The 24,542-nt window shown below is 68.0% G+C and carries 32 protein-coding genes; 13 read left to right on the top strand and 19 right to left on the bottom strand.

Annotated elements, in window-relative coordinates; translation table 11 throughout:
• The first annotated feature begins 11 nt into the window (after positions 1-11).
• From ftsY to rpoH, 4 genes are all read left to right on the top strand, one after another.
• Positions 12-1,316 carry a signal recognition particle-docking protein FtsY gene (ftsY, locus tag BM297_RS07110; RefSeq protein WP_092429703.1) on the top strand — a complete coding sequence of 435 codons (1,305 nt, stop codon included), beginning with the start codon at positions 12-14 and terminating at the stop codon, positions 1,314-1,316.
• Complete coding sequence (gene ftsE / locus BM297_RS07105) at positions 1,313-1,981, top strand: cell division ATP-binding protein FtsE (protein WP_092429701.1); 669 nt, start codon at positions 1,313-1,315, stop codon at positions 1,979-1,981. Before ftsY ends, ftsE begins: the two co-directional genes overlap by 4 nt.
• Entirely contained in the window at positions 1,981-2,991 is a 1,011-nt protein-coding gene (gene ftsX, locus BM297_RS07100) for a permease-like cell division protein FtsX (RefSeq protein ID WP_092429699.1), read from the top strand. Before ftsE ends, ftsX begins: the two co-directional genes overlap by 1 nt.
• Positions 2,992-3,106: 115 nt before the next feature.
• Positions 3,107-3,961: an RNA polymerase sigma factor RpoH gene (gene rpoH / locus BM297_RS07095; RefSeq protein ID WP_092429697.1), complete on the top strand. Its 855-nt coding sequence runs from the start codon at positions 3,107-3,109 to the stop codon at positions 3,959-3,961.
• A 77-nt stretch (positions 3,962-4,038) separates the two neighbouring features.
• Here the strand turns inward: rpoH and mtgA are convergent, their stop codons facing one another.
• Together mtgA and BM297_RS07085 are read right to left on the bottom strand one after the other, a co-directional pair.
• The gene (mtgA, locus tag BM297_RS07090) at positions 4,039-4,731 is read right to left on the bottom strand and encodes a monofunctional biosynthetic peptidoglycan transglycosylase (RefSeq protein WP_092429695.1); all 693 of its coding nucleotides are present in this window, start codon (positions 4,729-4,731) and stop codon (positions 4,039-4,041) included.
• A gap of 124 nt (positions 4,732-4,855) precedes the next feature.
• Positions 4,856-5,206, bottom strand: a complete 351-nt coding sequence (locus BM297_RS07085) for a cupin domain-containing protein (protein ID WP_092429693.1) — start codon at positions 5,204-5,206, stop codon at positions 4,856-4,858.
• A 173-nt stretch (positions 5,207-5,379) separates the two neighbouring features.
• Here BM297_RS07085 and BM297_RS07080 point away from each other — a divergent pair, with 173 nt between their 5' ends.
• The 4 genes from BM297_RS07080 to trmB all read left to right on the top strand — a co-directional run bounded on the left by BM297_RS07080 (position 5,380) and on the right by trmB (position 7,723).
• A complete protein-coding gene (locus BM297_RS07080; protein ID WP_092429691.1) occupies positions 5,380-5,760 on the top strand; it encodes a DUF423 domain-containing protein in 381 nt (126 codons plus the stop codon).
• A gap of 80 nt (positions 5,761-5,840) precedes the next feature.
• Positions 5,841-6,041: a sulfur carrier protein ThiS gene (thiS, locus tag BM297_RS07075; RefSeq protein ID WP_092429689.1), complete on the top strand. Its 201-nt coding sequence runs from the start codon at positions 5,841-5,843 to the stop codon at positions 6,039-6,041.
• Between the two features lie 60 nt (positions 6,042-6,101).
• The gene (locus tag BM297_RS07070; RefSeq protein ID WP_092429687.1) at positions 6,102-6,899 is read left to right on the top strand and encodes a thiazole synthase; all 798 of its coding nucleotides are present in this window, start codon (positions 6,102-6,104) and stop codon (positions 6,897-6,899) included.
• A 101-nt stretch (positions 6,900-7,000) separates the two neighbouring features.
• A complete protein-coding gene (trmB, locus tag BM297_RS07065) occupies positions 7,001-7,723 on the top strand; it encodes a tRNA (guanosine(46)-N7)-methyltransferase TrmB (RefSeq protein ID WP_092429685.1) in 723 nt (240 codons plus the stop codon).
• Positions 7,724-7,792: 69 nt separating this feature from the next.
• Here the strand turns inward: trmB and BM297_RS07060 are convergent, their stop codons facing one another.
• The 10 genes from BM297_RS07060 to BM297_RS07015 all read right to left on the bottom strand — a co-directional run bounded on the left by BM297_RS07060 (position 7,793) and on the right by BM297_RS07015 (position 14,744).
• Positions 7,793-8,116 (bottom strand): DUF3392 domain-containing protein, encoded by a 324-nt coding sequence (locus BM297_RS07060; RefSeq protein WP_092429683.1) that lies wholly within the window; start codon positions 8,114-8,116, stop codon positions 7,793-7,795.
• A 78-nt stretch (positions 8,117-8,194) separates the two neighbouring features.
• The gene (hemW, locus tag BM297_RS07055; protein ID WP_175526618.1) at positions 8,195-9,349 is read right to left on the bottom strand and encodes a radical SAM family heme chaperone HemW; all 1,155 of its coding nucleotides are present in this window, start codon (positions 9,347-9,349) and stop codon (positions 8,195-8,197) included.
• Between the two features lie 32 nt (positions 9,350-9,381).
• Complete coding sequence (gene rdgB / locus BM297_RS07050) at positions 9,382-9,978, bottom strand: RdgB/HAM1 family non-canonical purine NTP pyrophosphatase (RefSeq protein WP_092429679.1); 597 nt, start codon at positions 9,976-9,978, stop codon at positions 9,382-9,384.
• Entirely contained in the window at positions 9,975-10,406 is a 432-nt protein-coding gene (locus BM297_RS07045; protein WP_092429677.1) for a DUF4426 domain-containing protein, read from the bottom strand. Before BM297_RS07045 ends, rdgB begins: the two co-directional genes overlap by 4 nt.
• Positions 10,407-10,421: 15 nt before the next feature.
• Positions 10,422-11,012: a methionine biosynthesis protein MetW gene (gene metW / locus BM297_RS07040; protein WP_092429675.1), complete on the bottom strand. Its 591-nt coding sequence runs from the start codon at positions 11,010-11,012 to the stop codon at positions 10,422-10,424.
• A gap of 15 nt (positions 11,013-11,027) precedes the next feature.
• Positions 11,028-12,167, bottom strand: coding sequence for a homoserine O-succinyltransferase MetX (gene metX, locus BM297_RS07035; protein WP_092429673.1), 1,140 nt, complete (start codon positions 12,165-12,167; stop codon positions 11,028-11,030).
• 81 nt (positions 12,168-12,248) lie between these two features.
• A complete protein-coding gene (locus BM297_RS07030) occupies positions 12,249-12,578 on the bottom strand; it encodes a DUF167 domain-containing protein (RefSeq protein WP_092429671.1) in 330 nt (109 codons plus the stop codon).
• Positions 12,579-13,172, bottom strand: coding sequence for a YggT family protein (locus BM297_RS07025; RefSeq protein WP_092429669.1), 594 nt, complete (start codon positions 13,170-13,172; stop codon positions 12,579-12,581).
• 9 nt (positions 13,173-13,181) lie between these two features.
• Positions 13,182-14,000 carry a pyrroline-5-carboxylate reductase gene (gene proC, locus BM297_RS07020; protein ID WP_092429667.1) on the bottom strand — a complete coding sequence of 273 codons (819 nt, stop codon included), beginning with the start codon at positions 13,998-14,000 and terminating at the stop codon, positions 13,182-13,184.
• A 36-nt stretch (positions 14,001-14,036) separates the two neighbouring features.
• Positions 14,037-14,744: a YggS family pyridoxal phosphate-dependent enzyme gene (locus tag BM297_RS07015; protein ID WP_092429665.1), complete on the bottom strand. Its 708-nt coding sequence runs from the start codon at positions 14,742-14,744 to the stop codon at positions 14,037-14,039.
• 72 nt (positions 14,745-14,816) lie between these two features.
• Between BM297_RS07015 and BM297_RS07010 the strand changes: the two genes are divergently transcribed.
• From BM297_RS07010 to BM297_RS07000, 3 genes are all read left to right on the top strand, one after another.
• Positions 14,817-15,851: a type IV pilus twitching motility protein PilT gene (locus BM297_RS07010; protein WP_092429663.1), complete on the top strand. Its 1,035-nt coding sequence runs from the start codon at positions 14,817-14,819 to the stop codon at positions 15,849-15,851.
• A 75-nt stretch (positions 15,852-15,926) separates the two neighbouring features.
• On the top strand, positions 15,927-17,075 hold the full coding sequence (locus BM297_RS07005) for a PilT/PilU family type 4a pilus ATPase (RefSeq protein WP_092429661.1): 1,149 nt from the start codon (positions 15,927-15,929) through the stop codon (positions 17,073-17,075).
• A gap of 79 nt (positions 17,076-17,154) precedes the next feature.
• Positions 17,155-17,559: an NINE protein gene (locus BM297_RS07000; RefSeq protein ID WP_092429659.1), complete on the top strand. Its 405-nt coding sequence runs from the start codon at positions 17,155-17,157 to the stop codon at positions 17,557-17,559.
• A gap of 58 nt (positions 17,560-17,617) precedes the next feature.
• On the opposite strand, the gene BM297_RS06995 is transcribed toward BM297_RS07000, so the two are convergent.
• The 7 genes from BM297_RS06995 to gshB form a co-directional block, all read right to left on the bottom strand.
• Entirely contained in the window at positions 17,618-18,889 is a 1,272-nt protein-coding gene (locus BM297_RS06995) for a dihydroorotase (RefSeq protein WP_092429657.1), read from the bottom strand.
• Positions 18,886-19,890, bottom strand: coding sequence for an aspartate carbamoyltransferase catalytic subunit (locus BM297_RS06990; protein ID WP_092429655.1), 1,005 nt, complete (start codon positions 19,888-19,890; stop codon positions 18,886-18,888). Before BM297_RS06990 ends, BM297_RS06995 begins: the two co-directional genes overlap by 4 nt.
• Positions 19,891-19,901: 11 nt before the next feature.
• Positions 19,902-20,417 (bottom strand): bifunctional pyr operon transcriptional regulator/uracil phosphoribosyltransferase PyrR, encoded by a 516-nt coding sequence (gene pyrR, locus BM297_RS06985; RefSeq protein ID WP_092429653.1) that lies wholly within the window; start codon positions 20,415-20,417, stop codon positions 19,902-19,904.
• A gap of 17 nt (positions 20,418-20,434) precedes the next feature.
• On the bottom strand, positions 20,435-20,869 hold the full coding sequence (gene ruvX / locus BM297_RS06980) for a Holliday junction resolvase RuvX (RefSeq protein WP_092429651.1): 435 nt from the start codon (positions 20,867-20,869) through the stop codon (positions 20,435-20,437).
• On the bottom strand, positions 20,866-21,435 hold the full coding sequence (locus BM297_RS06975; RefSeq protein ID WP_092429649.1) for a YqgE/AlgH family protein: 570 nt from the start codon (positions 21,433-21,435) through the stop codon (positions 20,866-20,868). The genes ruvX and BM297_RS06975 overlap by 4 nt, the downstream gene beginning before the upstream one ends.
• A 66-nt stretch (positions 21,436-21,501) precedes the next feature.
• Positions 21,502-22,395: an energy transducer TonB gene (locus BM297_RS06970; RefSeq protein WP_092429647.1), complete on the bottom strand. Its 894-nt coding sequence runs from the start codon at positions 22,393-22,395 to the stop codon at positions 21,502-21,504.
• Positions 22,396-22,485: 90 nt separating this feature from the next.
• Positions 22,486-23,445, bottom strand: coding sequence for a glutathione synthase (gene gshB / locus BM297_RS06965; RefSeq protein WP_092429645.1), 960 nt, complete (start codon positions 23,443-23,445; stop codon positions 22,486-22,488).
• A 241-nt stretch (positions 23,446-23,686) separates the two neighbouring features.
• Between gshB and pilG the strand changes: the two genes are divergently transcribed.
• Positions 23,687-24,097 (top strand): twitching motility response regulator PilG, encoded by a 411-nt coding sequence (pilG, locus tag BM297_RS06960; protein ID WP_092429643.1) that lies wholly within the window; start codon positions 23,687-23,689, stop codon positions 24,095-24,097.
• A 46-nt stretch (positions 24,098-24,143) separates the two neighbouring features.
• On the top strand, positions 24,144-24,509 hold the full coding sequence (gene pilH / locus BM297_RS06955; RefSeq protein ID WP_090308839.1) for a twitching motility response regulator PilH: 366 nt from the start codon (positions 24,144-24,146) through the stop codon (positions 24,507-24,509).
• Positions 24,510-24,542 lie beyond the last annotated feature (33 nt).

Here is a 24,542-nt window from a genome sequence, read left to right as displayed (position 1 = left end):
GCAAGCCGTCCATGTTTGGTTCCAAAGACGACAAGAAGACTCCGGAGAGCGGAGAAAAGAAAGGCCTGTTCGGCTGGTTCCGCAAGAAGGGCCCGGCACAGGTCGAAGAACAACCGGCCGCCGCCGAGCCGACGCCCGCTGTCGCGCCCGAGACGCCGGAGGTGGTGGCCGAGCCGGTCGCTGCCGCAGCCGAGGTCGCGCAGGCCAAGCCGCCAGCGCCCGTGGTGGTCACGCCGCCGGCGGCCGCGCTCGAGCCCGAGCCTGCTCCGCGGCCGGTTGTCGAGCCGCCCGCCGCCGCCGTGGTCCCCGCGCCCGCCGCACCTGAACCCACACTCCCCGTGTCCGCCGCCGCGCCCGCCCCGGTCGCCGGCGAGGCGCCGGCCAAGCTGGGCTTCTTCGCCCGCCTGCGCGCCGGCCTGGCCAAGACCAGCGCCAGCCTCGGCGAGGGCATGGCCAGCCTGTTCCTCGGCAAGAAGGCCATCGACGACGACCTGCTCGACGAGCTGGAAACCCGCCTGCTGACCGCCGACGTCGGCGTCGAGGCGACCAACGCGATCATCCAGAGCCTGACCAGGCGCGTGGCGCGCAAGGAGCTGACCGACAGCGAGGCGCTGTACAAGGCGCTGCAGGAAGAGCTGGCCGCCATCCTGCGCCCGGTCGAGCAGCCGCTGCTGATCGCCGCCGGCCGCAAGCCCTACGTGATCCTGGTGGTCGGCGTGAACGGCGCCGGCAAGACCACCACCATCGGCAAGCTGGCCAAGAAGCTGCAGGACGAGGGCAAGAAGGTCATGCTCGCCGCCGGCGACACCTTCCGCGCCGCCGCGGTCGAACAGCTGCAGGTGTGGGGCGAGCGCAACCAGATTCCGGTGATCGCCCAGCACACTGGCGCCGACTCCGCCTCGGTGATCTTCGATGCGGTGCAGGCCGCCCAGGCCCGCGGCATCGACGTGCTGATCGCCGACACCGCCGGCCGCCTGCACACCAAGGACAACCTGATGGAGGAGCTGAAGAAGGTCCGTCGGGTGATCGGCAAGCTCGACGACAGCGCGCCGCACGAGACCCTGCTGGTGCTGGACGCCGGCACCGGGCAGAACGCCCTCAGCCAGGCGCGGCTGTTCCATCAGGCGGTCAACCTCAGCGGCCTGGTGCTGACCAAGCTGGACGGCACCGCCAAGGGCGGGGTGATCTTCGCCCTGGCCAAGCAGATGCAGATGCCGATCCGCTACATCGGCGTCGGCGAGGGTATCGACGATCTGCGTCCCTTCGAGGCCGATGCCTTCGTGAGGGCGCTGTTTGCGGGACAGGAGCAGGCATGATCCAGTTCGAGCAGGTGGGCAAGCGTTATTCCAACGGCCACGTCGGCCTGCACGAGCTGAGCTTCCGCGCGCGGCGCGGCGAGTTCCTGTTCGTCACCGGCCACTCCGGGGCCGGCAAGAGCACCCTGCTGCGCCTGCTGCTGGCGCTGGAGCGGCCGACCAGCGGCAAGCTGCTGCTGGCCGGCCAGGACATCGGCTCGATCCGCAACTCCGAGATCCCCTTCCTGCGCCGGCAGATCGGCGTGGTGTTCCAGAACCACCACCTGCTGTTCGACCGCAGCGTGTTCGACAACGTCGCCCTGCCGCTGCAGATCCTCGGCCTGCCGCGCGATGAAATCCGCCGGCGGGTGGACACCGCGCTGGAGCGGGTGTCGCTCCAGGAGATGGGCGAACTGCTGCCTAGCGACCTGTCCAGCGGTCAGCAGCAGCGCGTCGGCATCGCCCGCGCGGTGGTGCACCAGCCGGCGCTGCTGCTGGCCGACGAGCCAACCGGCAACCTCGATCCGCGCCTGGCCGCCGAGATCATGGGGGTATTCGAGGACATCAACCGCCTGGGGACGACCGTGCTGATCGCCAGCCATGACCTTGCCCTGATCGCGCGCATGCGCCATCGCCTGCTGACCCTGCAACGTGGTCGCCTGATCGGCGACGGGGAGGCGGCCTGATGAGCGCCACCAAGCAGTTGCCGCGCGGCGCCGAGGAAGGCGCGCCGCAGCCGCGCCAGCGCCACCTGCAGGAGGACGAGGCCAGCGACTGGCGCGGCCTGCTGCGTGCCTACCTGGACAGCCATCGCGCCAGCCTGCTCGACAGCCTGCGCCGCCTGGCACTCCAGCCGTTCGGCAGCTTTCTCACCTGCCTGGTGATGGGCATCGCCCTGTCGCTGCCCATGGGCCTGGCGCTGCTGCTGGATAGCGTCGAGCGCCTCGGCGGCTCCTGGCAGCGCGCCGCGCAGATCTCGGTGTTCCTCAAGCTCGAGGTGGCCGACGTCGAGGGGCAGTCGCTGCGCGAACAGATCGCCGGCATGGAGGAGGTGCTGGCCGCCGAGTGGATCAGTCGCGAACAGGCGCTCGCGGAACTGCAGCAGCATTCCGGCCTCGGCGACGCGCTGCGCGAGCTGCCGGAAAATCCCCTGCCGGCGGTGGTGCTGGTCACCCCGCAGGAGATCGACAAGGCCGCCCTGGAAGCCCTGCGCACGCGCCTCGCGGCGCTGCCCGGAGTGGAGCAGGCGCAGCTCGACCTGCTGTGGGTCGAGCGTCTGGGCGCCATTCTCAAGCTTGGCGAGCGCTTCATCTTCGGCCTGGCGGTGGTGCTGATCCTCGCCCTGCTGCTGGTGATCGGCAACACCATCCGCCTGCACATCGAGAACCGCCGCGCGGAGATCGAGGTGATCAAGCTGGTCGGCGGCACCGACGGCTACGTGCGGCGACCGTTCCTCTACACCGGGGCCTTCTACGGCATCGGCGCCGGCCTGCTGGCCTGGGGGCTGCTGGAATACGGCCTGGGCTGGCTGAACGAGTCCGTGGTGGGCCTGGCCGGGCTGTACGACAGCGAGTTCGCCCTCGGCGGCGTGCCGGTGGACGATGGCCTGTCGCTGCTGGTCGGCGCGCTGCTGCTGGGCTGGGTCGGCGCCTGGCTGGCGGTCGCCCGCCACCTGCGCCAGCTTGAGCCGCAGTAGCAAGCTGTTGATTTTATTGATATTTTTGAAGTGTAAGGGAACTTTTCGCGGGCATTTCCTGTCTTATTGGCACAGTGCTATAGTCATGAGCTGATTAGTACTCTGGAGGATGTCCATGTCCACGTCTCTGCAACCTGTCTATGCCCTGGCTCCCGGCGCCAACCTGGAGGCCTACGTGCATTCGGTCAACAGCATCCCGCTGTTATCGGCCGAGCAGGAACGCGAGCTGGCCGGGCGTCTGTACTACGCGCAGGACCTCGATGCCGCCCGCCAGATGGTGCTGGCCCACCTGCGTTTTGTCGTGCACATCGCCCGCAGTTACTCCGGCTACGGCCTGGCCCAGGCCGACCTGATTCAGGAAGGCAACGTCGGCCTGATGAAGGCGGTCAAGCGCTTCAACCCGGAAATGGGCGTGCGCCTGGTGTCCTTCGCCGTGCACTGGATCCGCGCCGAGATCCACGAGTTCATCCTGCGCAACTGGCGCATCGTCAAGGTCGCCACCACCAAGGCGCAGCGCAAGCTGTTCTTCAACCTGCGCAGCCAGAAGAAGCGCCTGGCCTGGCTGAACAACGACGAAGTCAATGCGGTGGCCGCGACCCTCGGCGTCGAGGCCCGCGAAGTGCGCGAGATGGAAAGCCGCCTGACCGGTCACGACATGGCCTTCGATCCGGCCAGCGATGCCGACGACGACTCGGCCTTCCAGTCGCCGGCGCACTACCTGGAAGACAACCGCTACGACCCGGCCCGCCAGCTGGAAGAGGCCGACTGGAGCGACAGTTCCAACGCCAGCCTGCACGACGCCCTGGAGGGCCTCGACGAGCGCAGCCGCGACATCCTCCAGCAGCGCTGGCTGAGCGAGGAAAAGGCCACCCTGCATGAGCTGGCGGACAAGTACGGCGTTTCCGCCGAGCGCATCCGCCAGCTGGAAAAGAACGCCATGAGCAAGCTCAAGGGCCGCCTGCTGGCCTGATCGGCAGCGGTTTCGGGGCACACAAAAAAACCGCATCCCGGGATGCGGTTTTTTTGTGTGCGGCGTTCCTGCGGCGCCTACAGGCGCCTGAGGTAGTGGCTGCCGCCCAGCTGCCACATCTGCTGGCGGATCCAGTTGGCCCGCCGGCTGACGTAGGCGCTCGGCCGGCCGGCGCTCCACACGCGCGGGTTGGGCAGCACCGCGGCGAGCAGGCTGGACTGCTGGCGCGACAGGTAGGGCGCGCCCTTGCCGAAGTGGTGGCGGGCGGCCGCCTCGGCGCCGAACACGCCGTTGCCCCACTCGACACTGTTCAAGTACACCTCGAGGATGCGCTGCTTCGGCCACAGGGTCTCGATCAGCAGGGTGAACCAGGCTTCCAGGCCCTTGCGCAGCCAGCTGCGCCCGGACCACAGGAACAGGTTCTTGGCCACCTGCTGGCTGAGGGTGCTGGCGCCGCGCAGGTTACCGCCGCGCTCGTTGTGCGCCAGCGCGGCGCGGATCGCGGTCAGGTCGAAGCCCCAGTGTTCGGCGAACTTCTGGTCCTCGGCGGCGATCACCGCCACCTTGAGATCGTCCGGCAGTTCCTGCCAGGGGCGCCAGTCGCGCTGCAGGTCGATCGGATCGCCGTCGATCCAGGACTCGAGCTTGCGCTCGATCATCAGCATGCTGCCGGGCGGCGGCACCCAGCGCAGCAGCAGCACCAGCAGGAGGTTGGCGGCCAGGCAGCAGAGCAGGAGTTGAGTGATGCGTCGAAGCAGGCGGCGTGGCATGGAGGCACGGGAATGGCTGAGCGGGTGGCCATTATAGAGGGCGTCCGCCTCGCCACGGGACTGCCCGCGGCGCAAAGTCGCCGGCCCCGGGACGGGCGGGGCGTCCGCCCGGCGCGCAGGGGAGTCAGTCGGCGACGAAGATGAAGTACTTGCGGACGGTTTCCACCACTTCCCAGGTGCCGCGCATGCCCGCCTCGATCATGAATATGTCGCCGGCGCGCAGGTGGATCGGCTCCTGCCCTTCGGGAGTGATGATGCAGTAGCCTTCCTGGAAGTGGCAGTACTCCCACTTGTCGTAGCTGACCTCCCACTTGCCCGGCGTGCAGATCCAGGTGCCCATGATCTTGCGACCGTCGGGCGAGGTGTAAGCGTTCAGGTTGACCGTGTGTGGCTCGCCCTCGATGATCCGCCACTTGGAGGCGTCGAGGACGGGAATCGGCTGGGTGTCGCGCAGCAGAGTGATCGGCTGGTGCATGGGGTGCTCCTATGAGTGTGCGGGTGGATACGGCTCTTCACCATAGCGACGTGGAAAAACGTGGCTTGTCTGCAATCGACCTCTCCTTGTCCGGCTCGGCCGCGTGCAGCCGGTTTGCCTGTGGCAGGTGTCTGGGGCGATCATGGCTGCCGTTTCTGATGTGGGAGTCCCCCATGTCGCGTCTGTTCGTCCTGCTCGCTGCGCTCTACGGTTTCACCGGCGTGGCCCTCGGCGCCTTTGCCGCCCATGGCTTGCGCGGTCGCCTGAGCCCCGAGTACCTGGCGGTGTTCCACACCGGCGTGCTCTACCAGCTGGTGCATGCGCTGGCCCTGCTCGGCGTCGGCGCGCTGGCCCTGCACTGGCGCTCGCGCCTGCTGGCGGCGGCTGGCGGCCTGTTCGCCGCCGGCATCCTGCTGTTCTCCGGCAGCCTGTACCTGCTGACCCTGAGCAGCCTCAGGGTCGGCCCGGTCACCCCGCTGGGCGGCGTCTGCCTGCTCGCCGGCTGGCTGTGCCTGGGGATCGCCGCCAGTCGCGCTCAGTCGCGCCGCCACTGAGCCATCCGGCCGCCGCCTTGGTCATCCTCCACGATCGGCGCTAGAATGCCGGCTTTCCCTGTGTTCGCGAGCGGATACCCATGCACATTCAGCTGAATGGCGAAGCCCTCGACCTGCCCGACGGTCTGTCCGTCGCCGACCTGCTGGAGCGGCTCGAGCTGACCGGCAAGCGCGTGGCGGTCGAGCTCAATCTCGATATCGTGCCGCGCAGCCAGCATGCCGCGACCCGCCTCGGCGAAGGCGACCGGGTCGAGGTGGTGCATGCGATCGGCGGCGGCTAGCCGGCTGTCTCCTGCACCGCCGCCCTTTACCCGTTTCCGCCTGCTCGTATGGAGCCTTCCATGACCCAGTCTTCCCGCACCGACAAGCCGCTGGTCCTCGCCGGCCGCACCTACAACTCGCGCCTGCTGGTCGGTACCGGCAAGTACAAGGATCTCGACGAGACCCGCCTGGCCATTGAGGCCTCCGGCGCGGAGATCGTTACCGTCGCCGTGCGCCGCACCAACATCGGCCAGAATCCCGGCGAGCCGAACCTGCTCGACGTGATCAGCCCGGACCGCTACACCATCCTGCCCAACACCGCCGGCTGCTACGACGCGGTGGAAGCGGTGCGCACCTGCCGCCTGGCTCGCGAGCTGCTCGACGGTCACAAGCTGGTCAAGCTGGAAGTGCTGGCCGACCAGAAGACCCTGTTCCCCAACGTGCTCGAGACCCTCAAGGCCGCCGAGACCCTGGTCAAGGATGGTTTCGACGTGATGGTCTACACCAGCGACGACCCGATCATCGCCCGCCAGCTGGCCGAGATCGGCTGCATCGCGGTGATGCCGCTGGCCGGCCTGATCGGCACCGGCCTGGGCATCTGCAACCCGTACAACCTGCGCATCATCCTCGAGGAGGCCACCGTGCCGGTGCTGGTGGATGCCGGGGTGGGTACCGCGTCGGATGCCGCCATCGCCATGGAGCTGGGTTGCGAGGCGGTGTTGATGAACAGCGCCATCGCCCACGCCCAGCACCCGGTGCTGATGGCCGAGGCGATGAAGCACGCCATCGTCGCCGGTCGCCTGGCCTACCTGGCCGGGCGTATGCCGAAGAAGCTGTACGCCAGCGCCTCGTCGCCGCTGGAAGGGTTGATCCGCTAACCGACGTTTACATGGGCAGGCCCCTGGCGCTGCCCTGACTTCAGCACGGCGAGTCCGGTCCGCGAGGGCAGGGCTCGTTTGTCTTTACAGCGAAAGTGTTCATGACTGACGAAATCCAACAAGCGCCGCAAGCTGCCGGCGAAGCGCGCCGTCTGCGCACCATCAAGAGCTTCGTGATGCGTGCCGGGCGGGTGACCGAGGGCCAGCAGCGCGGCCTCGAACAGGGCTGGCCGAAGTTCGGCCTCGAGCTGGAGGACGGCCTGCGCGACTTCGACCAGGTGTTCGGACGCCAAGCGCCGCGCACCTTCGAGATCGGCTTCGGCATGGGCCACTCGACCCTGGAGATGGCCGCCGCCGCCCCCGAGCAGGACTTCATCGGCGTCGAGGTGCACAAGCCGGGCGTCGGCGCCCTGCTCAGCGGCGCGCTGGCGCAGAACCTCAGTAACATCCGCGTGTACAGCTGCGATGCCTTGGACGTGCTGCGCCAGTGCGTGGCCGACGCCAGCCTGGATCGCGTGCTGCTGTTCTTCCCCGACCCGTGGCACAAGGCCAAGCACAACAAGCGGCGCATCGTGCAGCCGGCCTTCGCCGAGCTGGTGCGCCAGAAGCTCAAGGTCGGCGGCGTGCTGCACATGGCCACCGACTGGCAGCCGTATGCCGAGTACATGCTGGAAGTGTTGAGCGCGGCGCCCGGCTACCGCAACCTGGCCGCGGACGGCGGCTACGTGCCGCGCCCCGAGGAGCGCCCGGTGACCAAGTTCGAGCGCCGCGGTGAGCGCCTTGGTCATGGCGTGTGGGATCTGAAGTTCCAGCGCGTTGAGTGAGTCGATTGCACTGACGACAAAGCCGGGCTTGCCCGGCTTTGTCGTTTCTGGTCGGTGCGCAGGGTGGACTCAGCGCCGCTCGGCGATCACGCCGATACCGATGAATACCAGCAGCAGCGCCGGCGCCAGGGTGTAGTTGTTCAGCTGCGCCAGGCCCTTGGCCAGCCAGGGGGTGGCATGCACGATGACCATGCCGTAGCCCAGCGCGCAGAGCAGGATGAACAGCAGGGTGCGGAACACGAAGTTGAGGCTGCCGACCTGGCGCTGCAGCCAGGCATTGACCAGCGGGCCGAACAGCACCAGCAGCGCGGCGACCACCGCCAGGGCGATCTCGTCGAGATGGCTGCGGCACCAGCGCGACAGGGTGACGAACAGGTCGAGTAGCAGATCCATGCGGACTCCTGACTAGTACGGGAAGGCTCGGGCTAGTTTACCCGGTGCAGCGTGACGGGCCTGCCACGCCGCACACGCTTAGGGCAGAAAGTGCTGCAGCAGATCGTTGAGAAACAGCTGGCCGCGGGCGGTCGGCCGCAGCAGCCGCGGATCGGCGTCGAGCAGGCCGGCGGCGCGCGCCGCGGCGCAGGCGTCACTGATGCTGGCCAGCGGCAGGCCGGTGCGCTGCTCGTACAGCGCCGCCGGCACCCCGCCGGTCAGGCGCAGGGCGTTCATCATGAACTCGAACGGCAGCTCGCCGGCTTCCAGCAGGCGCTCGCCGGCCTGGAACGGCTTGCCCGGGTCGAGGTAGTCCTTGGGTAGGCGGGTCTTCCAGCTGCGGCGGATAGCGCCGTCGGGGGCGCTCAGCTTGGCGTGGGCACCGGCGCCGATGCCGAGGAAGTCGCCGAAGCTCCAGTAGTTGAGGTTGTGCCGGGCGCGGCGCTCATCGCGGGCGTAGGCCGAGGTCTCGTACTGGGCGAAGCCGTGTTCGGCCAGCAGCGCCTGGCCGGCCTCCTGGATGTCCCAGAGGATGTCGTCCTCGGGAATCTCCGGCGGCTGGCTCCAGAACACCGTGTTCGGCTCCAGGGTCAGCTGGTACCAGGACAGGTGGGTCGGCGCCAGGGCGATGGCCTGGCGCAGGTCGGCCAGTGCACCGGCGACGTCCTGGCCGGGCAGGCCGTGCATCAGGTCGAGGTTGAAGTTGTCGAAGCCGGCGCGGCGCGCCATCTCGGCGGCGCGGATCGCCTCATCACCGTCGTGGATGCGCCCCAGCGCCTTGAGCTGCTCGGTCTGGAAGCTCTGCACGCCGATCGACAGGCGGTTGATGCCGAGCCGGCGGTAGTCGACGAACTTGGCCTGCTCGAACGTGCCCGGATTGGCCTCGAGGGTGATCTCGATGTCCGGGGCGAAGCCCAGGCGCCGGTTGACCCCCTGCAGCAGGCGGTCGAGGGCGCGCGCCGAGAACAGGCTGGGCGTGCCGCCGCCGAAGAAGATCGAGCCCAGCTCGCGGCCGTGGGCGGCGGGCAGGTCGATGTCGAGGTCGGCGAGCAGGGCGTCGACATAGGCCACTTCCGGCAGCTCGGGGCCGGCGGCGTGGGAGTTGAAGTCGCAGTACGGGCACTTGCGCACGCACCACGGGATGTGGATGTACAGCGCCAGCGGCGGCAGCTGGAACGGCCCGACCGGCGCCAGCGCGGAGCTGACGCCGTGCTCGCTCGCGCGGTTCAAGCGAGGGCCAGCCGCTGCTTGAGCTGGGCCATGGCCCGTGCGCGGTGACTCAGCTGGTTCTTCTCGACGGGCGACAGTTCGGCGCTGGCGCACTCGCGCTCCGGTACCCAGAACAGCGGGTCGTAGCCGAAGCCGCCGGTGCCGCGCGCCTCATGGAGGATCTGGCCGTGCCAGAGGCCCTCGCAGATGATCGGCAGCGGATCATCGGCATGGCGCACCAGGGCCAGGGCGCAGACGAACCGGGCGCCGCGCTCGGCGTCCGGCACGTCCTTGAGGGCGTCGAGCAGCTTGGCGTTGTTGGCCGCATCGCCCAGGCCGTCGGCGTAGCGCGCCGAGCGGATGCCCGGGGCGCCGCCGAGGGCGTCCACCGCCAGGCCCGAATCGTCGGCCAGCGCCGGCAGGCCGGACACCCGCGCGGCGTGGCGGGCCTTGAGGATGGCGTTCTCGACGAAGCTCAGGCCGGTCTCTTCCGGCTCATGGCTGCTGAACTCGGCCACCGAGCGCACGCGCACGGCGTCGCCCAGCATGGCCTGCAGTTCCTTGAGTTTGCCGGCGTTGTGGCTGGCCAGTACCAGTTCGGTCAGGGCTTTCATTCGTCGGGGAATACTTCCTGGTTGAAGGTGAGGCTGTGGGTGTTGCCGCCTTCCTGCACCTTGAGGTCGAAGGTCAGCACCTCGCGGTCGGTCATGCTGAACTGCGCCAGGTGATAGACCGCCTGGGTGTCGCCCTCGCCTTCGCTGACACGCTGGAAGTTCAGCGTCTTGCTCTGGCCGAGCAGGTTCTTCACCGAGCCGCTGACGCTGGCCGCGGGGACGGCCTTGCCGGCGCGCATCACCGCGACGTTGACCACGCCCTGGGTCTTGCTGCGGGTCAGGCCGGAGGCGGCGGCGATGTCCGGCTGCAGGAAGCTGGAGTTGAACACGTTGTAGTGCACCTCGAGGTCGCCGAAGCGTTGCAGGCGCTCGGCGGCGGCCGGCAGGGCCAGGCTCAGGGTGAGGAGGAGGAGGGCTAGGCGACGCATGGTGGTTCTCCTTGCTCAGCGGGTGACTCGGTAGATACCGATCTCACCCAACAGATTAGGCCACAGGCGGGTGAGTGCATGCAGCCGGTGGTCGCGGTCCACCGCCAGGCGATCGAGCACGCGCAGCCGCTGTTCGCGGCACAGCGCCTCGAAGTCGCGGAAGGTGCAGAAGTGGATGTTCGGCGTGTTGTACCAGGTGTAGGGCAGGAAGTCGGAACGCGGCATTTCGCCCTTGCGCGCCAGGTACCAGCGGCAGCGCCAGTGGGCGAAGTTGGGGAAGGTGATGATGCAGGTCTTGCCGACCCGCAGCATGTCGCGCAGCAGGCGGTCGGGGTAGTGCACCGCCTGCAGGGTCTGGGTCATCACCACCACGTCGAAGCTGTCGTCGCCGAAGTGGTCGAGGCCGAGGTCCAGGTCCTGCTCGATGACGTTGACCCCGCGGTCCAGACACTGGGCGATCTTGTCCGGGTCGCGCTCCAGGCCGTAGCCGTGCACGTTGCGGTGCTCGCGCAGCCAGGCCAGCAGTTCGCCATTGCCGCAGCCGAGGTCGAGGACCCGGCTGCCGGCGGGGATCCATTCCTGAATGATTTCCAGATCGGCACGCATGTCGGACAGGCTTCCTTACACGGCAATACGGTTCATGTAGCGACCAAAGCCCTGCAGGTAGCGCGGGCTGGGGATGAGGAAGGCGTCGTGGCCGTGGGCCGACTCGATTTCCAGATAGCTGACGTTCTTCTTCGCCGCCACCAGCGCATCGACGATCTCCCGCGAGCGCGCTGGCGAGAAGCGCCAGTCGGTGGAGAAGGAGATCACGCAGAAGTCGGCGCGGGCAGGCGTGAGGGTCTTGACCAGGTCGCCGTCATGGGCGGCGGCCGGGTCGAAGTAGTCCAGCGCCTTGGTCATCAGCAGGTAGGTGTTGGCGTCGAAACGCCCGGAGAACTCCTCGCCCTGGTAGCGCAGGTAGCTTTCCACCTGGAATTCGACGCTGTGGAAGTCGTAGTTGAGCTGGTCGGTCTTCAGCTCGCGGCCGAATTTCTCGCCCATGGCGTCGTCGGACAGGTAGGTGATGTGGCCGACCATGCGTGCCAGCATCAGGCCGCGCTTGGGGATGGTGCCCTGCTCCTGGAAGTGTCCGCCGTGGAAGTCCGGATCGGTGAGGATGGCCTGGCGCGCCACCTCGTTGAAGGCGATGTTCTGCGCCGACAGCTTGGGCGCCGAGGCGATCACCAGGCAGTGCCGGATGCGTTCGGGGTAGCTGATGCTCCACTGCATGGCCTGCATGCCGCCGAGGCTGCCGCCGACCACCGCCGCCCACTGGGTGATGCCGAGGGCGTCGGCCAGGCGCGCCTGGCTGTGCACCCAGTCCTCCACGGTCAGCACCGGGAAGTCGGCGCCGTAGGCGCGGCCGGTTTCCGGGTTGCGGCTGCCGGGCCCGGTGGAGCCGTTGCAGCCGCCGAGATTGTTGAGGCTGACCACGAAGAACTTGCGGGTGTCGATCGGCTTGCCGGGGCCGATGCAGCTGTCCCACCAGCCTGGCTTGCGGTCGTCGGGGCTGTGGTAGCCGGCGGCGTGGTGGTGGCCGGAGAGGGCGTGGCAGATCAGCACGGCGTTGCTGCGCTCGACGTTGAGCGTGCCGTAGGTTTCGTAGACCAGCTCGTAGTCGGCCAGCTGGCGGCCGCAGGCCAGCGGGAGGGGGTCCTTGAAGTGCAGTACCTGGGGGCTGACCAGGCCGACGGAATCTTCGGCGAAGACGGTGGGCATCGACCCTGCTCTCGAAAAATGAAGTGCGCCAGTCTAAAGAGCGCGCCCCCGAGGGGCAAGGGCGCGGGTGGAAGGGGGGGGTTACGGCCTTTGGCCTGAGCCACGCTGCGCCTGGCGTCCGGCCTCGAGTTCCGCGGCCAGCTCCGCCGGCAGCTGCTGCGGCGCGTGGATACGCACGCGCTTCTGTCGGTTGAGGTCGCCGCTTTCCAGGCTGACCTGGCTCTTGGCCACGCCGAAGGCCTTGCCGAGGAAGGCCAGCAGGTGAGCGTTGGCCTTGCCCTCCACCGGCGGCGCGGTGAGGCGGATCTTCAGGCGCTCGCCATGCAGTCCGGCGAACTCGTCCTTGCTGGCCTTGGGCTGCAGGTGGCAGGCGAGGATCAGGTCCGCGCCGTCCCAGCGGAACCAGCTCATTTACAGGAACGGGCTGAGCAGTTGCGGCATGCTGGTCATGGCGGCGAGATTCTTGATCACCAGCATGTCCACCAGGTTCAGCGCGATGAAGGCGAAGATCGGCGAGATATCCAGGCCGCCGAGGTTCGGCAGGATGCGCCGGATCGGCGCCAGCAGCGGCTCGCAGAGCTGGTTGACCAGCTGGGCGCCGGGATTGTGGCTGTGCGGGGCGACCCAGGAGAGGATCACGCTGGCGATCAGGGCGAAGAAGAAGATCTTCACGAACAGCGCGGTGACGCCGATCACCGACCACACCAGCAGCTGTGGCAGCAGGGCGCCGATGCCGTAGCCCATCAGCAGCAGCGTGAGGATCATCAGCAGCAGTTGGATCAGCAGCGCCAGCACCAGGGAGGCCAGGTCCAGGCCGCCGAAGCCGGGAATCACCTTGCGCAGCGGGTTGAGCAGCGGCTTGGTGGCCTTGACCGCGAACTGGCTGAGCGGATTGTAGAAGTCGGCGCGCACCAGCTGGAGGATGAAGCGCAGCAGGACGATCAGCAGGTACAGGCTGCCGAGGGTCTGCACGACGTAGACGGCGGCGGTGTTGAGTCCGTTCATCGGGGCTCCTTATTGGCCGAGCTGTTCGGCGAGTTCGGCCGAGCGGTGGGCGGCGGCGTGCAGGGCCTGGTCGACCAGCGCCTCGAAGCCGCCGGCCTGGAAGGCCTTGATCGCCGCCTCGGTGGTGCCGTTGGGTGAGGTCACCCGGCGGCGCAGTTCGGCCGGGTCGAAGTCGCTGACCAGGGCCATGCGCGCCGCGCCGAAGGCGGTCTGCCGGGCCAGCAGGCTGGCGGTGGCGGCGGGCAGGCCGAGGCGCTCGCCGGCGGCGGTCATCGCCTCCATGAGCAGGAAGAAGTAGGCCGGGCCGCTGCCGGACACCGCGGTCACCGCATCGATCTGCTGCTCGTTGTCCAGCCACAGCACCAGGCCGACCGCATCCAGCAGGGCCTCGGCCTGCTCGCGCTGCGCGGCGCTGGTGCGCGCGTTGGCGTACAGGCCGCTGGCGCCTTCGTGGAGCAGTGCCGGGGTGTTGGGCATGCAGCGCACGATGGCCTGCTCGCCGAGCCAGCGCTCGAGGCTGGCGCAGGGGATGCCGGCGGCGATGGAGACCACCAGCACGCCGGCCGGCAGCGCCGGGGCCAGGGCCTGGCAGACTTCCTTCATCACCTGCGGCTTGACCGCCAGCACCACGATGTCCGCGCCGGCCACGGCGGCGGCGTTGTCGGCGAACACGGCGATGCCGTGCTCGCCGGCGATGCGCTCACGCTGCTCGGCGGAGGGTTCGCTGGCGGTGATGCGCTCGGCGGGCACGGCACGGGCGATCAGCCCGCCGATCAGGCTGGTGGCCATGTTGCCGGCGCCGATGAAGGCGATGCGCGGATGAGTCATGGGGCAAGTTCCTTTCAGGTCGGGGAGGGCGCCGCCTCAGCGGGCGGGGCTCTCGGAAGCTTTCTGAGGGTAGTCGCGGGCGCCGAACAGCGCGCTGCCGATGCGCACCCAGCTGGCGCCTTCGGCGATCGCCGCTTCGAGGTCGTCGCTCATGCCCATCGACAGGGTGTCGAGGGGCAGCGACAGGCTTTCCTGCAGCTGGCGCAGGCGGGCGAAGGCGGCGCGCTGGGCGGCGACCTCCGCGGTCGGTTCGGGAATCGCCATCAGTCCGCGCAGGCGCAGGTTGGGCAGCGCGGCCACCGCGGCGGCCAGCGCCGGCAGCTCGTCGGGGTTGCAGCCGGACTTGCTGGCCTCGCCGCTGACGTTGACCTGCAGGCAGATGTTCAGGGGGGCGAGGTGTGCGGGGCGCTGGGCGGACAGGCGCTCGGCGATCTTCAGGCGATCCACCGAGTGCACCCAGGCGAAGTGCTCGGCCAGCGGCTTGGTCTTGTTCGACTGGATCGGGCCGATGAAATGCCAGACGAGATCCAGGTCGGCCAGTTCGGCCTGCTTGGCCAGGGCCTCCTGCAGGTAGTTCTCGCCGAAGTCGCGCTGGCCGCAGGCGAAGGCCTCGCGCAGGGCGTGCGCCGGCTTGGTCTTGCTCACCGCCAGCAGCTGCACCGCCTGCGGATCGCGACCGGATGCTTGCGCCGCCTCACGGATGCGCGTTCGGACCTTTGCAATATTGTCGTGGATCGTGGACATTTACTTCCGCTTCCTGCACCGGCCGCTGGCTGTCGCAGCATTCTACCCGCTTGTTTGTGATTGGGGACCCCCATGGATATTACCGAGCTGCTGGCCTTCAGCGCCAAGCAGGGCGCATCGGACCTGCACCTCTCCGCCGGTCTGCCGCCGATGATCCGCGTCGATGGCGACGTGCGCCGCATCAACCTGCCGCCGATGGAGCACAAGCAGGTGCATGCGCTGATCTACGACATCATGAACGACAAGCAGCGCAAGGACTTCGAGGAGTTCCTCGAGACCGACTTCTCCTTCGAGGTGCCTGGCGTCGCGCGCTTCCGGGTCAACGCGTTCAACCAGAACCGCGGTTCCGGCGCGGTGTTCCGGACCATTCCCTCGCGGGTGCTGAGCATGGAAGACCTCGGCATGGGCGAGGTGTTCAAGAAGATCTCCGACGTGCCGCGCGGCCTGGTGCTGGTCACCGGACCGACCGGTTCGGGCAAGTCGACCACCCTGGCGGCGATGATCGACTACATCAACAGCAACAAGTACCACCACATCCTCACCATCGAGGACCCGATCGAATTCGTCCACGAGTCGAAGAAGTGCCTGGTCAACCAGCGCGAGGTGCATCGCGATACCCTCGGCTTCGCCGAGGCGCTGCGCTCGGCGCTGCGTGAGGACCCGGACATCATCCTGGTCGGCGAGATGCGCGACCTGGAGACCATCCGCCTGGCGCTGACCGCCGCGGAAACCGGTCACCTGGTGTTCGGCACCCTGCACACCACCTCGGCGGCCAAGACCATCGACCGGGTGGTCGACGTGTTCCCCGCCGAGGAGAAGTCCATGGTCCGCTCCATGCTCTCCGAGTCGCTGCAGGCGGTGATCTCACAGACCCTGCTGAAGAAGACCGGCGGCGGCCGGGTGGCGGCCCACGAGATCATGATCGGCACCCCGGCGATCCGCAACCTGATCCGCGAGGACAAGGTGGCGCAGATGTATTCGGCGATCCAGACCGGTGGTGCGCTGGGCATGCAAACCCTCGACGCCTGCCTGAAGACCCTGCTCAGCAAGGGTCTGGTCAGCCGCGAGGCGGCCAAGGAAAAGGCCAAGTCGCCGGAAAGCCTGTAACCGTCCGGCCAGGTCGCCCGGTCGGGCGCCTGGCTGCCACGCTGCCCGGGCAGCGCGAAGCATCAAGGGAAAACCATGGAATTCGAGAAACTGCTGCGCCTGATGATCGAGAAGGGTGGCTCCGACCTGTTCATCACCGCCGGGGTGCCGCCGTCGATGAAGGTCAACGGGCGCATCCTGCCGGTGACCAAGAACCCGATGTCGCCCGAGCAGACCCGCGAGACCGTGCTGTCGGTGATGAACGAGCAGCAGCGCCGCGAGCTGGCCGAGACCCACGAGTGCAACTTCGCCATCAGCGCGCGCGGCGTCGGCCGTTTCCGGGTCAGCGCCTTCTACCAGCGCAACCTGGTGGGTATGGTGCTGCGCCGCATCGAGACCAACATCCCGACCATCGAGGAGCTCAAGCTGCCCGACGTGCTCAAGCAGCTGTCGATGAGCAAGCGCGGCCTGGTGCTGTTCGTCGGCGGTACCGGCGCGGGCAAGTCGACCTCGCTGGCGGCGATGATCGGCGAGCGCAACCGCAACTCCCAGGGCCACATCATCACCATCGAGGACCCCATCGAGTTCATCCACCAGCACCAGGGCTGCATCGTCACCCAGCGCGAGGTGGGCATCGATACCGAGTCGTTCGAGGTGGCGCTGAAGAACACCCTGCGCCAGGCGCCGGACGTGATCATGATCGGCGAGGTGCGCACCCGCGAGACCATGGACTACGCGGTGGCCTTCGCCGAAACCGGCCACCTGTGCCTGGCCACCCTGCACGCCAACAACGCCAACCAGGCGCTCGATCGCATCATCCACTTCTTCCCGGCGGACCGTCACGAGCAGGCGTGGATGGATCTGTCGCTCAACCTCAAGGCGATCGTCGCCCAGCAGCTGGTGCCGACCCCGGACGGCAAGGGCCGCCGGGTGGTGATCGAGGTGTTGATCAACACGCCATTGGCCGCCGACCTGATCCGCAAGGGCGAGGTGCACGAGCTGAAGAACCTGATGAAGCGCTCCAGCGAGCAGGGCATGCAGACCTTCGACCAGGCGCTGTACCAGCTGTACAGCAACGGCGAGATCACCTACGAGGATGCCCTGGCCCATGCCGACTCGGCCAACGACCTGCGCCTGATGATCAAGCTCGGTTCGGAAACCGATGCCGAGCACCTCGGCAGCCTGACCCAGAGCCTGAGCCTCGAGCGCAGCGACGAGGATCAGCCGGGGCTGCGCCGCCGCTGAAGGGAACGCCTGGGCGTACCGTCGGTCGAAGCGGGTGGCAGCCTTGGCTTGCCACCCTTGATTCTTTCCAGGAGGCAGCATGACGACATTGACCCGGGACACCCACAGCAAGCTGATCGGCTACCTGTTGTGGATCTTCGGCTTTCTCGGCGCGCACCGCTTCTACTACGGGCGTCCGGTGACCGGCACCCTGTGGTTCTTCACCCTCGGCCTGCTCGGCATCGGCTGGCTGATCGACCTGTTCCTGATCCCGGGCATGGATCGCGAGGCCGACCTGCGCTTCAACAGCGGGCGCACCAGCTACAACGTGGCGTGGATCCTGCTGACCTTCCTCGGCGTATTCGGCGTGCACCGCATGTACATGGGCAAGTGGTTCACCGGCATCCTCTACCTGTGCACCGGTGGCTTCTTCCTGATCGGCGTGCTCTACGACTTCTGGACGCTCAACGACCAGATCTCGATCCGCAACGCCTGGCGCTTCTGAATCCCGCCCACAACGACAAGGCCCGCCAAATGGCGGGCCTTGTCGTTTGCGCAGCCGATCAGGCCTGGTGGCTGATGCGTCCGCCGAGCAGGGTGTAGCGCACCGCGCCGGGCAGGCAGTGGCCGAGGAACGGGCTGTTGCCGCCGCGCGACAGCCAGCGCTCGCCGGCCAGGGTCTGCGCCTGGGCGTCGAACAGCACTAGGTCGGCATTCTGGCCGGCGGCCAGCTGGCCGGCCGGCAGGCGCAGGGCGGCGGCCGGGCCGCAGGTCAGGCGCGCCAGCAGGGTCGGCAGGTCGAGCAGGCCGTCCTCGACCAGGGTCAGGGCCAGCGGCAGCAGCAGCTCGACGCTGCTGATGCCCGGTTCGGTGGCGCCGAACGGCGCCAGCTTGGCGTCCGCCTCGTGGGGCTGGTGGTGACTGGCGATGGCCTGCACCACGCCGCTCTGCACGGCGGCGCGCAGGGCGTCGCGGTCGCTGCGCGAGCGCAGCGGTGGCTGCACGTGATACAGGCTGGAGAAGCCGGCCAGCGCCTCGTCGGTGAGGATCAGCTGGTACAGGGCGACGTCGGCGGTCACCGGCAGGCCGCGGGCCTGGGCGGCGGCGATCATCTCCACGCCGCGGGCGCTGGTCAGCTGGCTGAAGTGGGCGCGCACGCCGCTCTGCTCGACCAGCAGCAGGTTGCGCGCCAGCGCCACGGTCTCCGCGGTCTCCGGGATGCCCGGCAGGCCGAGGAAGCTGGCGGTCGGACCTTCGTGGGCCAGGCCACCTTCGGCGAGGTCGGGGTCCTGGGAGTGGAACACTACGGTGAGGTCGAAGGTGGCGGCGTACTCCAGGGCGCGGCGCAGCACGCGGCTGTTGGCCATCGGCGCCAGGCCGTTGGCGAAGGCGACGCAGCCGGCGTCGCGCAGGGCCACCAGTTCGGCCAGCTGCTCGCCGTCGAGACCCTTGCTCAGCGCGCCGATGGGGAACACGCGGGCATGCCCGGCGGCCGCCGCGCGGTCGAGGATCAGTTCGGCGACCGCGGTGGTGTCCAGTACCGGCTTGGTCAGCGGCGGGCAGCACAGGCTGGTGACGCCGCCAGCAGCGGCGGCGCGGGTTTCGCTGGCGATGCTGCCCTTGCGGGTGTAGCCCGGCTCGCGCAGGCTCACCGCCAGGTCGACCAGGCCGGGGGCAGCGATCAGGCCGTGGGCGGCGATCTGCTGCTCGGCGTCGAAGCCGGCCGGGGCTGCGCCGAGGGCGGCGATGCGCCCGCTGTCGATGTGGATGTCGCTGATCTGGTCGAGGCCGCTGGCGGGGTCGATCAGGCGGGCGCCGTGGATGCTGAGTTTCACTGGGCGTCTCCCTGTTCGAGCTGGCGCTGGGTCTGCTGGCCGCTCATGGCCATGGACAGCACGGCCATGCGGATGGCGATGCCGTAGGTTACCTGGTTGAGAATCACCGACTGGGCGCCGTCGGCCACCGCCGACTCGATCTCCACGCCGCGGTTGATCGGCCCCGGGTGCATGACGATGGCATCCGGCTTGGCCAGCGCCAGGCGCTGCTCGGTGAGGCCGTAGAGGCGGTAGAACTCGCCTTCGCTGGGCAGCAGGCCGCCCTGCATGCGCTCGCGCTGCAGGCGCAGCATGATCACCACGTCGACGTCCTTGAGGCCTTCGGCCAGGTCGGTGTAGGCGCGCACGCCGTACTGCTCGACGCCGACCGGCAGCAGGGACTTCGGCGCGATGACGCGGATGTCCGGGCAGCCGAGGGTCTTCAGCGCCAGCATGTTGGAGCGCGCCACCCGCGAGTGCAGGATGTCGCCGACGATGGCCACCGAGAGGTTCTCGAAGTTGCCCTTGTGGCGGCGGATGGTCAGCATGTCGAGCATGCCCTGGGTGGGGTGGGCGTGGCGGCCGTCGCCGCCGTTGATCACCGCCACGTGCGGGCAGACGTGCTCGGCGATGAAGTGCGCCGCACCGGAGTCGGCATGGCGCACCACGAACATGTCGGCGGCCATCGCCTCGAGGTTGCGCAGGGTGTCGGTCAGCGTCTCGCCCTTGCTGGTCGAGGAGGTCGACACGTTGAGGGTGATCACGTCGGCGGACAGGCGCTTGGCGGCCAGCTCGAAGGTGGTGCGGGTGCGCGTGGAGTTCTCGAAGAACACGTTGCACACGGTCTTGCCGCGCAGCAGCGGCACCTTCTTCACCGCGCGGGCGCCGACCTCGAGGAAGGAGTCGGCGGTGTCGAGGATCTCGGTGAGCAGCTCGCGGGGCAGGCCGTCGAGCGACAGGAAGTGGCGCAGCTGGCCCTGGTCGTTGAGCTGCAACGGGCGCTTGGCGTCGGTTGGCGTCATCGCGGAAATTCTCAGTGGGAGGCGGCGAGGGTCTGCAGCTCGAGGGCGAGCGGTGCGGGACCGTGCAATTTTACCCGCTGGTCGGGGGCCAGCGACAGGGTGGCGCCGAGCACGTCGGCACGGATCGGCAGTTCGCGGGCGTCCAGGTCGAGCAGGCAGACCAGGGTCACGCTGGCCGGGCGGCCATAGTCGAACAGCGCGTTGAGCGCCGCGCGCACGGTGCGTCCGCTCATCAGCACGTCGTCGATCAGCACCAGGTGCTGGCCCTCGACCTCGAACGGCAGCTCGGAGGGGCGCACCTGCGGGTGCAGGCCGTGCTGGCTGAAGTCGTCGCGATAGAAGGACACGTTGAGCACGCCGAGCGGCGCATCGCCGTGGCCGAGCTGCTCGAGCAGGGCGCTGGCCACCCACACGCCGCCGGTATGGATGCCGATGAAGCGGGGTTCGCGGATGCCGCGGCGGGCGAGGTGGGCGCGCAGCTCGGCGGCCATCTGCGCCAGCAGGGCGGCGGGGTCGGGCAGGGTCATGGGCATTCCTCGGGCAGTCAAAGCGGGTGGGCGGGTTGCAGCTCCAGCCAGCCCTCGAGCAGCAGGGCGGCGGCCAGCGCATCCACCGGGCGTTCACGATAGCCGCCGCGCTGACCCTGGGCCAGGCGCTGGCCCTTGGCCTCGTAGGTGGTCAGGCGCTCGTCGTGGGTGAATACCGGCAGGTTGAAGCGGCCATTGAGGCGGCGGGCGAATTTCTCGGCACGGGCGCTCATCTCGCTGGGCGTGCCGTCCATGTTCAGTGGCAGGCCGACGACGATGGCGTCCGGTTGCCACTCCTGGATCAGCTTCTCGATCTGCGTCCAGTCGGGCACGCCGTTCTGCGCCTTGAGTACGCACAGCTCGCGGGCCTGGCCGGTGATCGCTTGGCCGACGGCGACACCGATCTGCTTGCTGCCGTAGTCAAAGCCGAGCAGCAGGCGCGGCGCGCTCATGCGTGGCCGGCCTGGCTGGTGAGCAGGCTGAGGTCGATGCCCAGCGGCGCGGCGGCGCGCTGCAGGCGCTGCTCGACGTCGACGTCGAACAGCACCGCCGGATCGGCCGGGCAGGTCAGCCAGGCATTGTCGATCAGCTCGGCCTCCAGCTGGCCGGCCTCCCAGCCGGCGTAGCCGAGGGCGATCAGGTGACGCGGCGGCCCGCTGCCGTCGGCGATCGCCAGCAGCACGTCCTGGGAGGTGGACAGCGCCAGCTCGCCGAGTTCCAGGGTGGCCTGGTAGCTCCAGTCGCGCGGGTGGAGGACGAAGCCGCGGTCGGTGTGCACCGGGCCGCCGGCGTAGATCGGCAGGTGCCGGCAGCGCTCGTCCGGCTCGTTTTCCGGCTGCAACTGCTCGAGCACGTCGGCCAGACTGAGGCCGCTGCTGCGGTTGATCACCAGGCCCATGGCGCCATGCTGGTTGTGCTCGACCAGATAGATCACCGTGTGGGCGAAGTTGGGGTCGGCCATGTGCGGCATGGCGATCAGGAAGTGATGCTTGAGGTAGCTGGGGGTTGTGCTTTTCATGAGCCCTAGTTTCGGCTGTGGCGGCGGTCGCCGCAAGGGCGGCGCAGCGCCCGCGGCCCTCCGGGCTCAGAAGCTGCCCAGGCGGTCACCGCGCTCGAAGCGCCAGGTACGGATGATTTCCAGCACGTCGACATCGCTGAGGTCGCCGCTGAACGGCGCGAACGGCGCCGACAGGCGCACGATGCGCAGGGCGGCCTGGTCGAGGATGGTATGGCCGGAGGACTCCAGGACCTGGACCTCGCGCAGGGTGCCGTCGCGATTGATCGACACCAGCAGGCGCAGGCTGCCGTAGATGCGCTCGCGGCGTGCGGCATCGGGGTAGTTGAGGTTGCCGACCCGCTCGACCTTGCGCCGCCACTCTTCCTTGTACCAGGCGCCCTTGTCGCGCATGGTCGAGGCGGCGTTGAGGCGGTGGATGCGCGGGCGCTTGGCGTACAGCTGGCGCTCGTGGGTCAGCTGCGCCTCGAGGCTGGCGATCTCGCTGGACAGCTGGCTGCTGTCGAACGCCGGTGCCGGCTGGGTCGGCTGGGGCGGTTGCGGGGTCGGCGCCTTGGTGCTGGTCTTGTCGGGTTGCGCTGCGCGACTGGCGACGGCGGCGCGGGTCGGTTGCGGTGGCGGGCTGGTCTTGGGCTGGCTCGGCGGCTCGACGCGGCGGATCTCGCTGTCCTGGAAGGGCGCCAGCTCGGTGGTCTTCGGCGTTGCCTTGTGCTCCAGGCTGCCGCTGCCCTGCTGGTCATGCTGGGCGAGGAAGTCGGCCTGTTTCGGCGCTTCGGCGCTCTTGAAACTGGCGAGGGTGACGTCGAGCGTCTTGCTCACCATGTTCGGTTCGGGCAGGGCGAAACTGACCCCGAGCAGCAGGGCCAGATGCACGGCTGCGGTGAGGAACAGGGTGAAGCCCAGGCGATCCGCCGGGCGCACGCCGGCGGATGGGGAGGTGGCGGTTTGGACGGCTGCGTTCATCGGTCGGCGCATGGCAGGGAATCGACGCAGTCTGCCGCCGGCTCAGGCAAAAGTCCATGAAGCACTCCGCGCCTTGACGCTTTGCCTGGCTCAGTTCTGGCGTGCGGCGAGCTTGCCGGCAATCGTCTCCATCAGCTGGCCGGCTATGTCGGTGTGGAAGGCGGCATCGATCTCGCGGATGCAGGTCGGGCTGGTGACGTTGATCTCGGTGAGGTGCTCGCCGATCACGTCGAGGCCGACGAACAGCAGACCCTTGTCACGCAGGGTCGGGCCGACCTCGGCGGCGATCCAGCGGTCGCGCTCGGTCAGCGGGCGGGCTTCGCCGCGGCCGCCGGCAGCCAGGTTGCCGCGGGTTTCGCCGTGCGCCGGGATGCGCGCCAGGCAGTAGGGTACCGGCTCGCCGTCGATCATCAGGATGCGCTTGTCGCCGTCCTTGATCGCCGGCAGGTAGCGCTGCGCCATGATCTGCCGGGTGCCGTGATTGGTCAGGGTCTCGAGGATCACCGACAGGTTGGGGTCGCCGTGGCGGTGATGGAAGATCGAGGAGCCGCCCATGCCGTCCAGGGGTTTGAGAATGATGTCACGCTGTTCGCTGGCGAACTCGCGCAGAATGTCGACCCGCCGGCTCACCAGGGTCGGTGGCGTGCACTGCGGAAACTGCGTGGCGAATAGCTTCTCGTTGCAGTCGCGCAGGCTCTGCGGGCGGTTGACCACCAGCAGGCCCTCGCGCTCGGCCTGCTCGAGCAGGTGGGTGCAATAGAGAAATTCGTTGTCGAAGGGCGGATCCTTGCGCATCAGCACCACGTCCAGCTCGTGCAGCGCCAGGTCCTGTTGGTCATCAAGATGGAACCAGTGCTTGGGATCATGGAAGACCTGCAGCGAGCGCCCCCGGGCGCGGACCTGGCCGTCGCGCAGGTAGAGGTCATGCTGCTCCATGTAGTACAGCGACCAGCCGCGGGCCTGGGCGGCCAGCAGCATGGCCAGCGAGCTGTCCTTCTTGAAGGAAATGCGACCGATGGGGTCCATGACGATGCCCAGGCGAACGCTCATAGGGGAAGTCCTCCACAACGAAACAACGGCTTGACGGCCGTACAAGGCGATTAGCGGTCGTCCAAGGTGGCCGCGAGTTTGCTTTGAGTCAAGGAAAAACCTTGCGCATCCGGGGTTTATGGCTTGCCGCAGGAGAGTGTGCTAAAAAGCCCCGACGATCAGGTTGCAGCCCGTGGGTGGCAGCGCCGCAAGCGTTGGGCGATGGACAATAACGACTCACCGAGGCAATGGTAGGGCAGACATGGAACAACATTCCGATGGCTTGAAAGTCATGGTGATCGACGACTCGAAAACGATTCGTCGTACCGCCGAAACACTGCTGAAGAAAGTGGGTTGTGACGTCATCACAGCTGTCGACGGCTTCGATGCCTTGGCCAAGATTGCCGATTCGCATCCGAGCATCATCTTCGTCGACATCATGATGCCGCGCCTGGACGGCTACCAAACCTGCGCCCTGATCAAGAATAATAGTGCGTTCAAATCTACGCCGGTGATCATGCTGTCCTCCAAGGACGGCCTGTTCGACAAGGCCAAGGGGCGTATCGTCGGCTCCGACCAGTATCTGACCAAGCCCTTCAGCAAGGAAGAACTGCTCGGCGCCATCAAGACGCACGTTCCCGGCTTCGTACCGGTGGAGCAAGCAACCACCTGACGTCCGGCCGTCCGGCTGCCGACGCGTGCCTTTATTGGGGGATTTCATGGCTCGAATTCTGATTGTTGATGACTCGCCAACCGAGATGTACAAGCTGACCGCCATGCTCGAAAAGCATGGCCATCAGATTCTCAAGGCGGAAAACGGTGCTGACGGCGTTGCCCTGGCGCGCCAGGAGAAGCCCGACGTGGTGTTGATGGACGTGGTGATGCCGGGGCTCAACGGCTTCCAGGCCACCCGCCAGCTGACCAAGGATCCGGAAACAGGTCACATTCCGGTGATCATTGTCACCACCAAGGATCAGGAAACCGATAAGGTCTGGGGCAAGCGCCAAGGCGCTCGCGACTACCTGACCAAGCCGATCGATGAAGAAACCCTGTTGAAGACCATCAGCGCCGTCCAGGCCGGCTGAACGGTGGAGCGGGCGAGATAATTCCAACCAGAA

Source organism: Geopseudomonas sagittaria, from assembly GCF_900115715.1.
Classification (GTDB): Bacteria; Pseudomonadota; Gammaproteobacteria; order Pseudomonadales; family Pseudomonadaceae; genus Geopseudomonas; species Geopseudomonas sagittaria.
The sequence above is the reverse complement of the archived record's forward strand: the minus strand, read 5'-3'. Positions and strand labels throughout refer to the sequence as shown.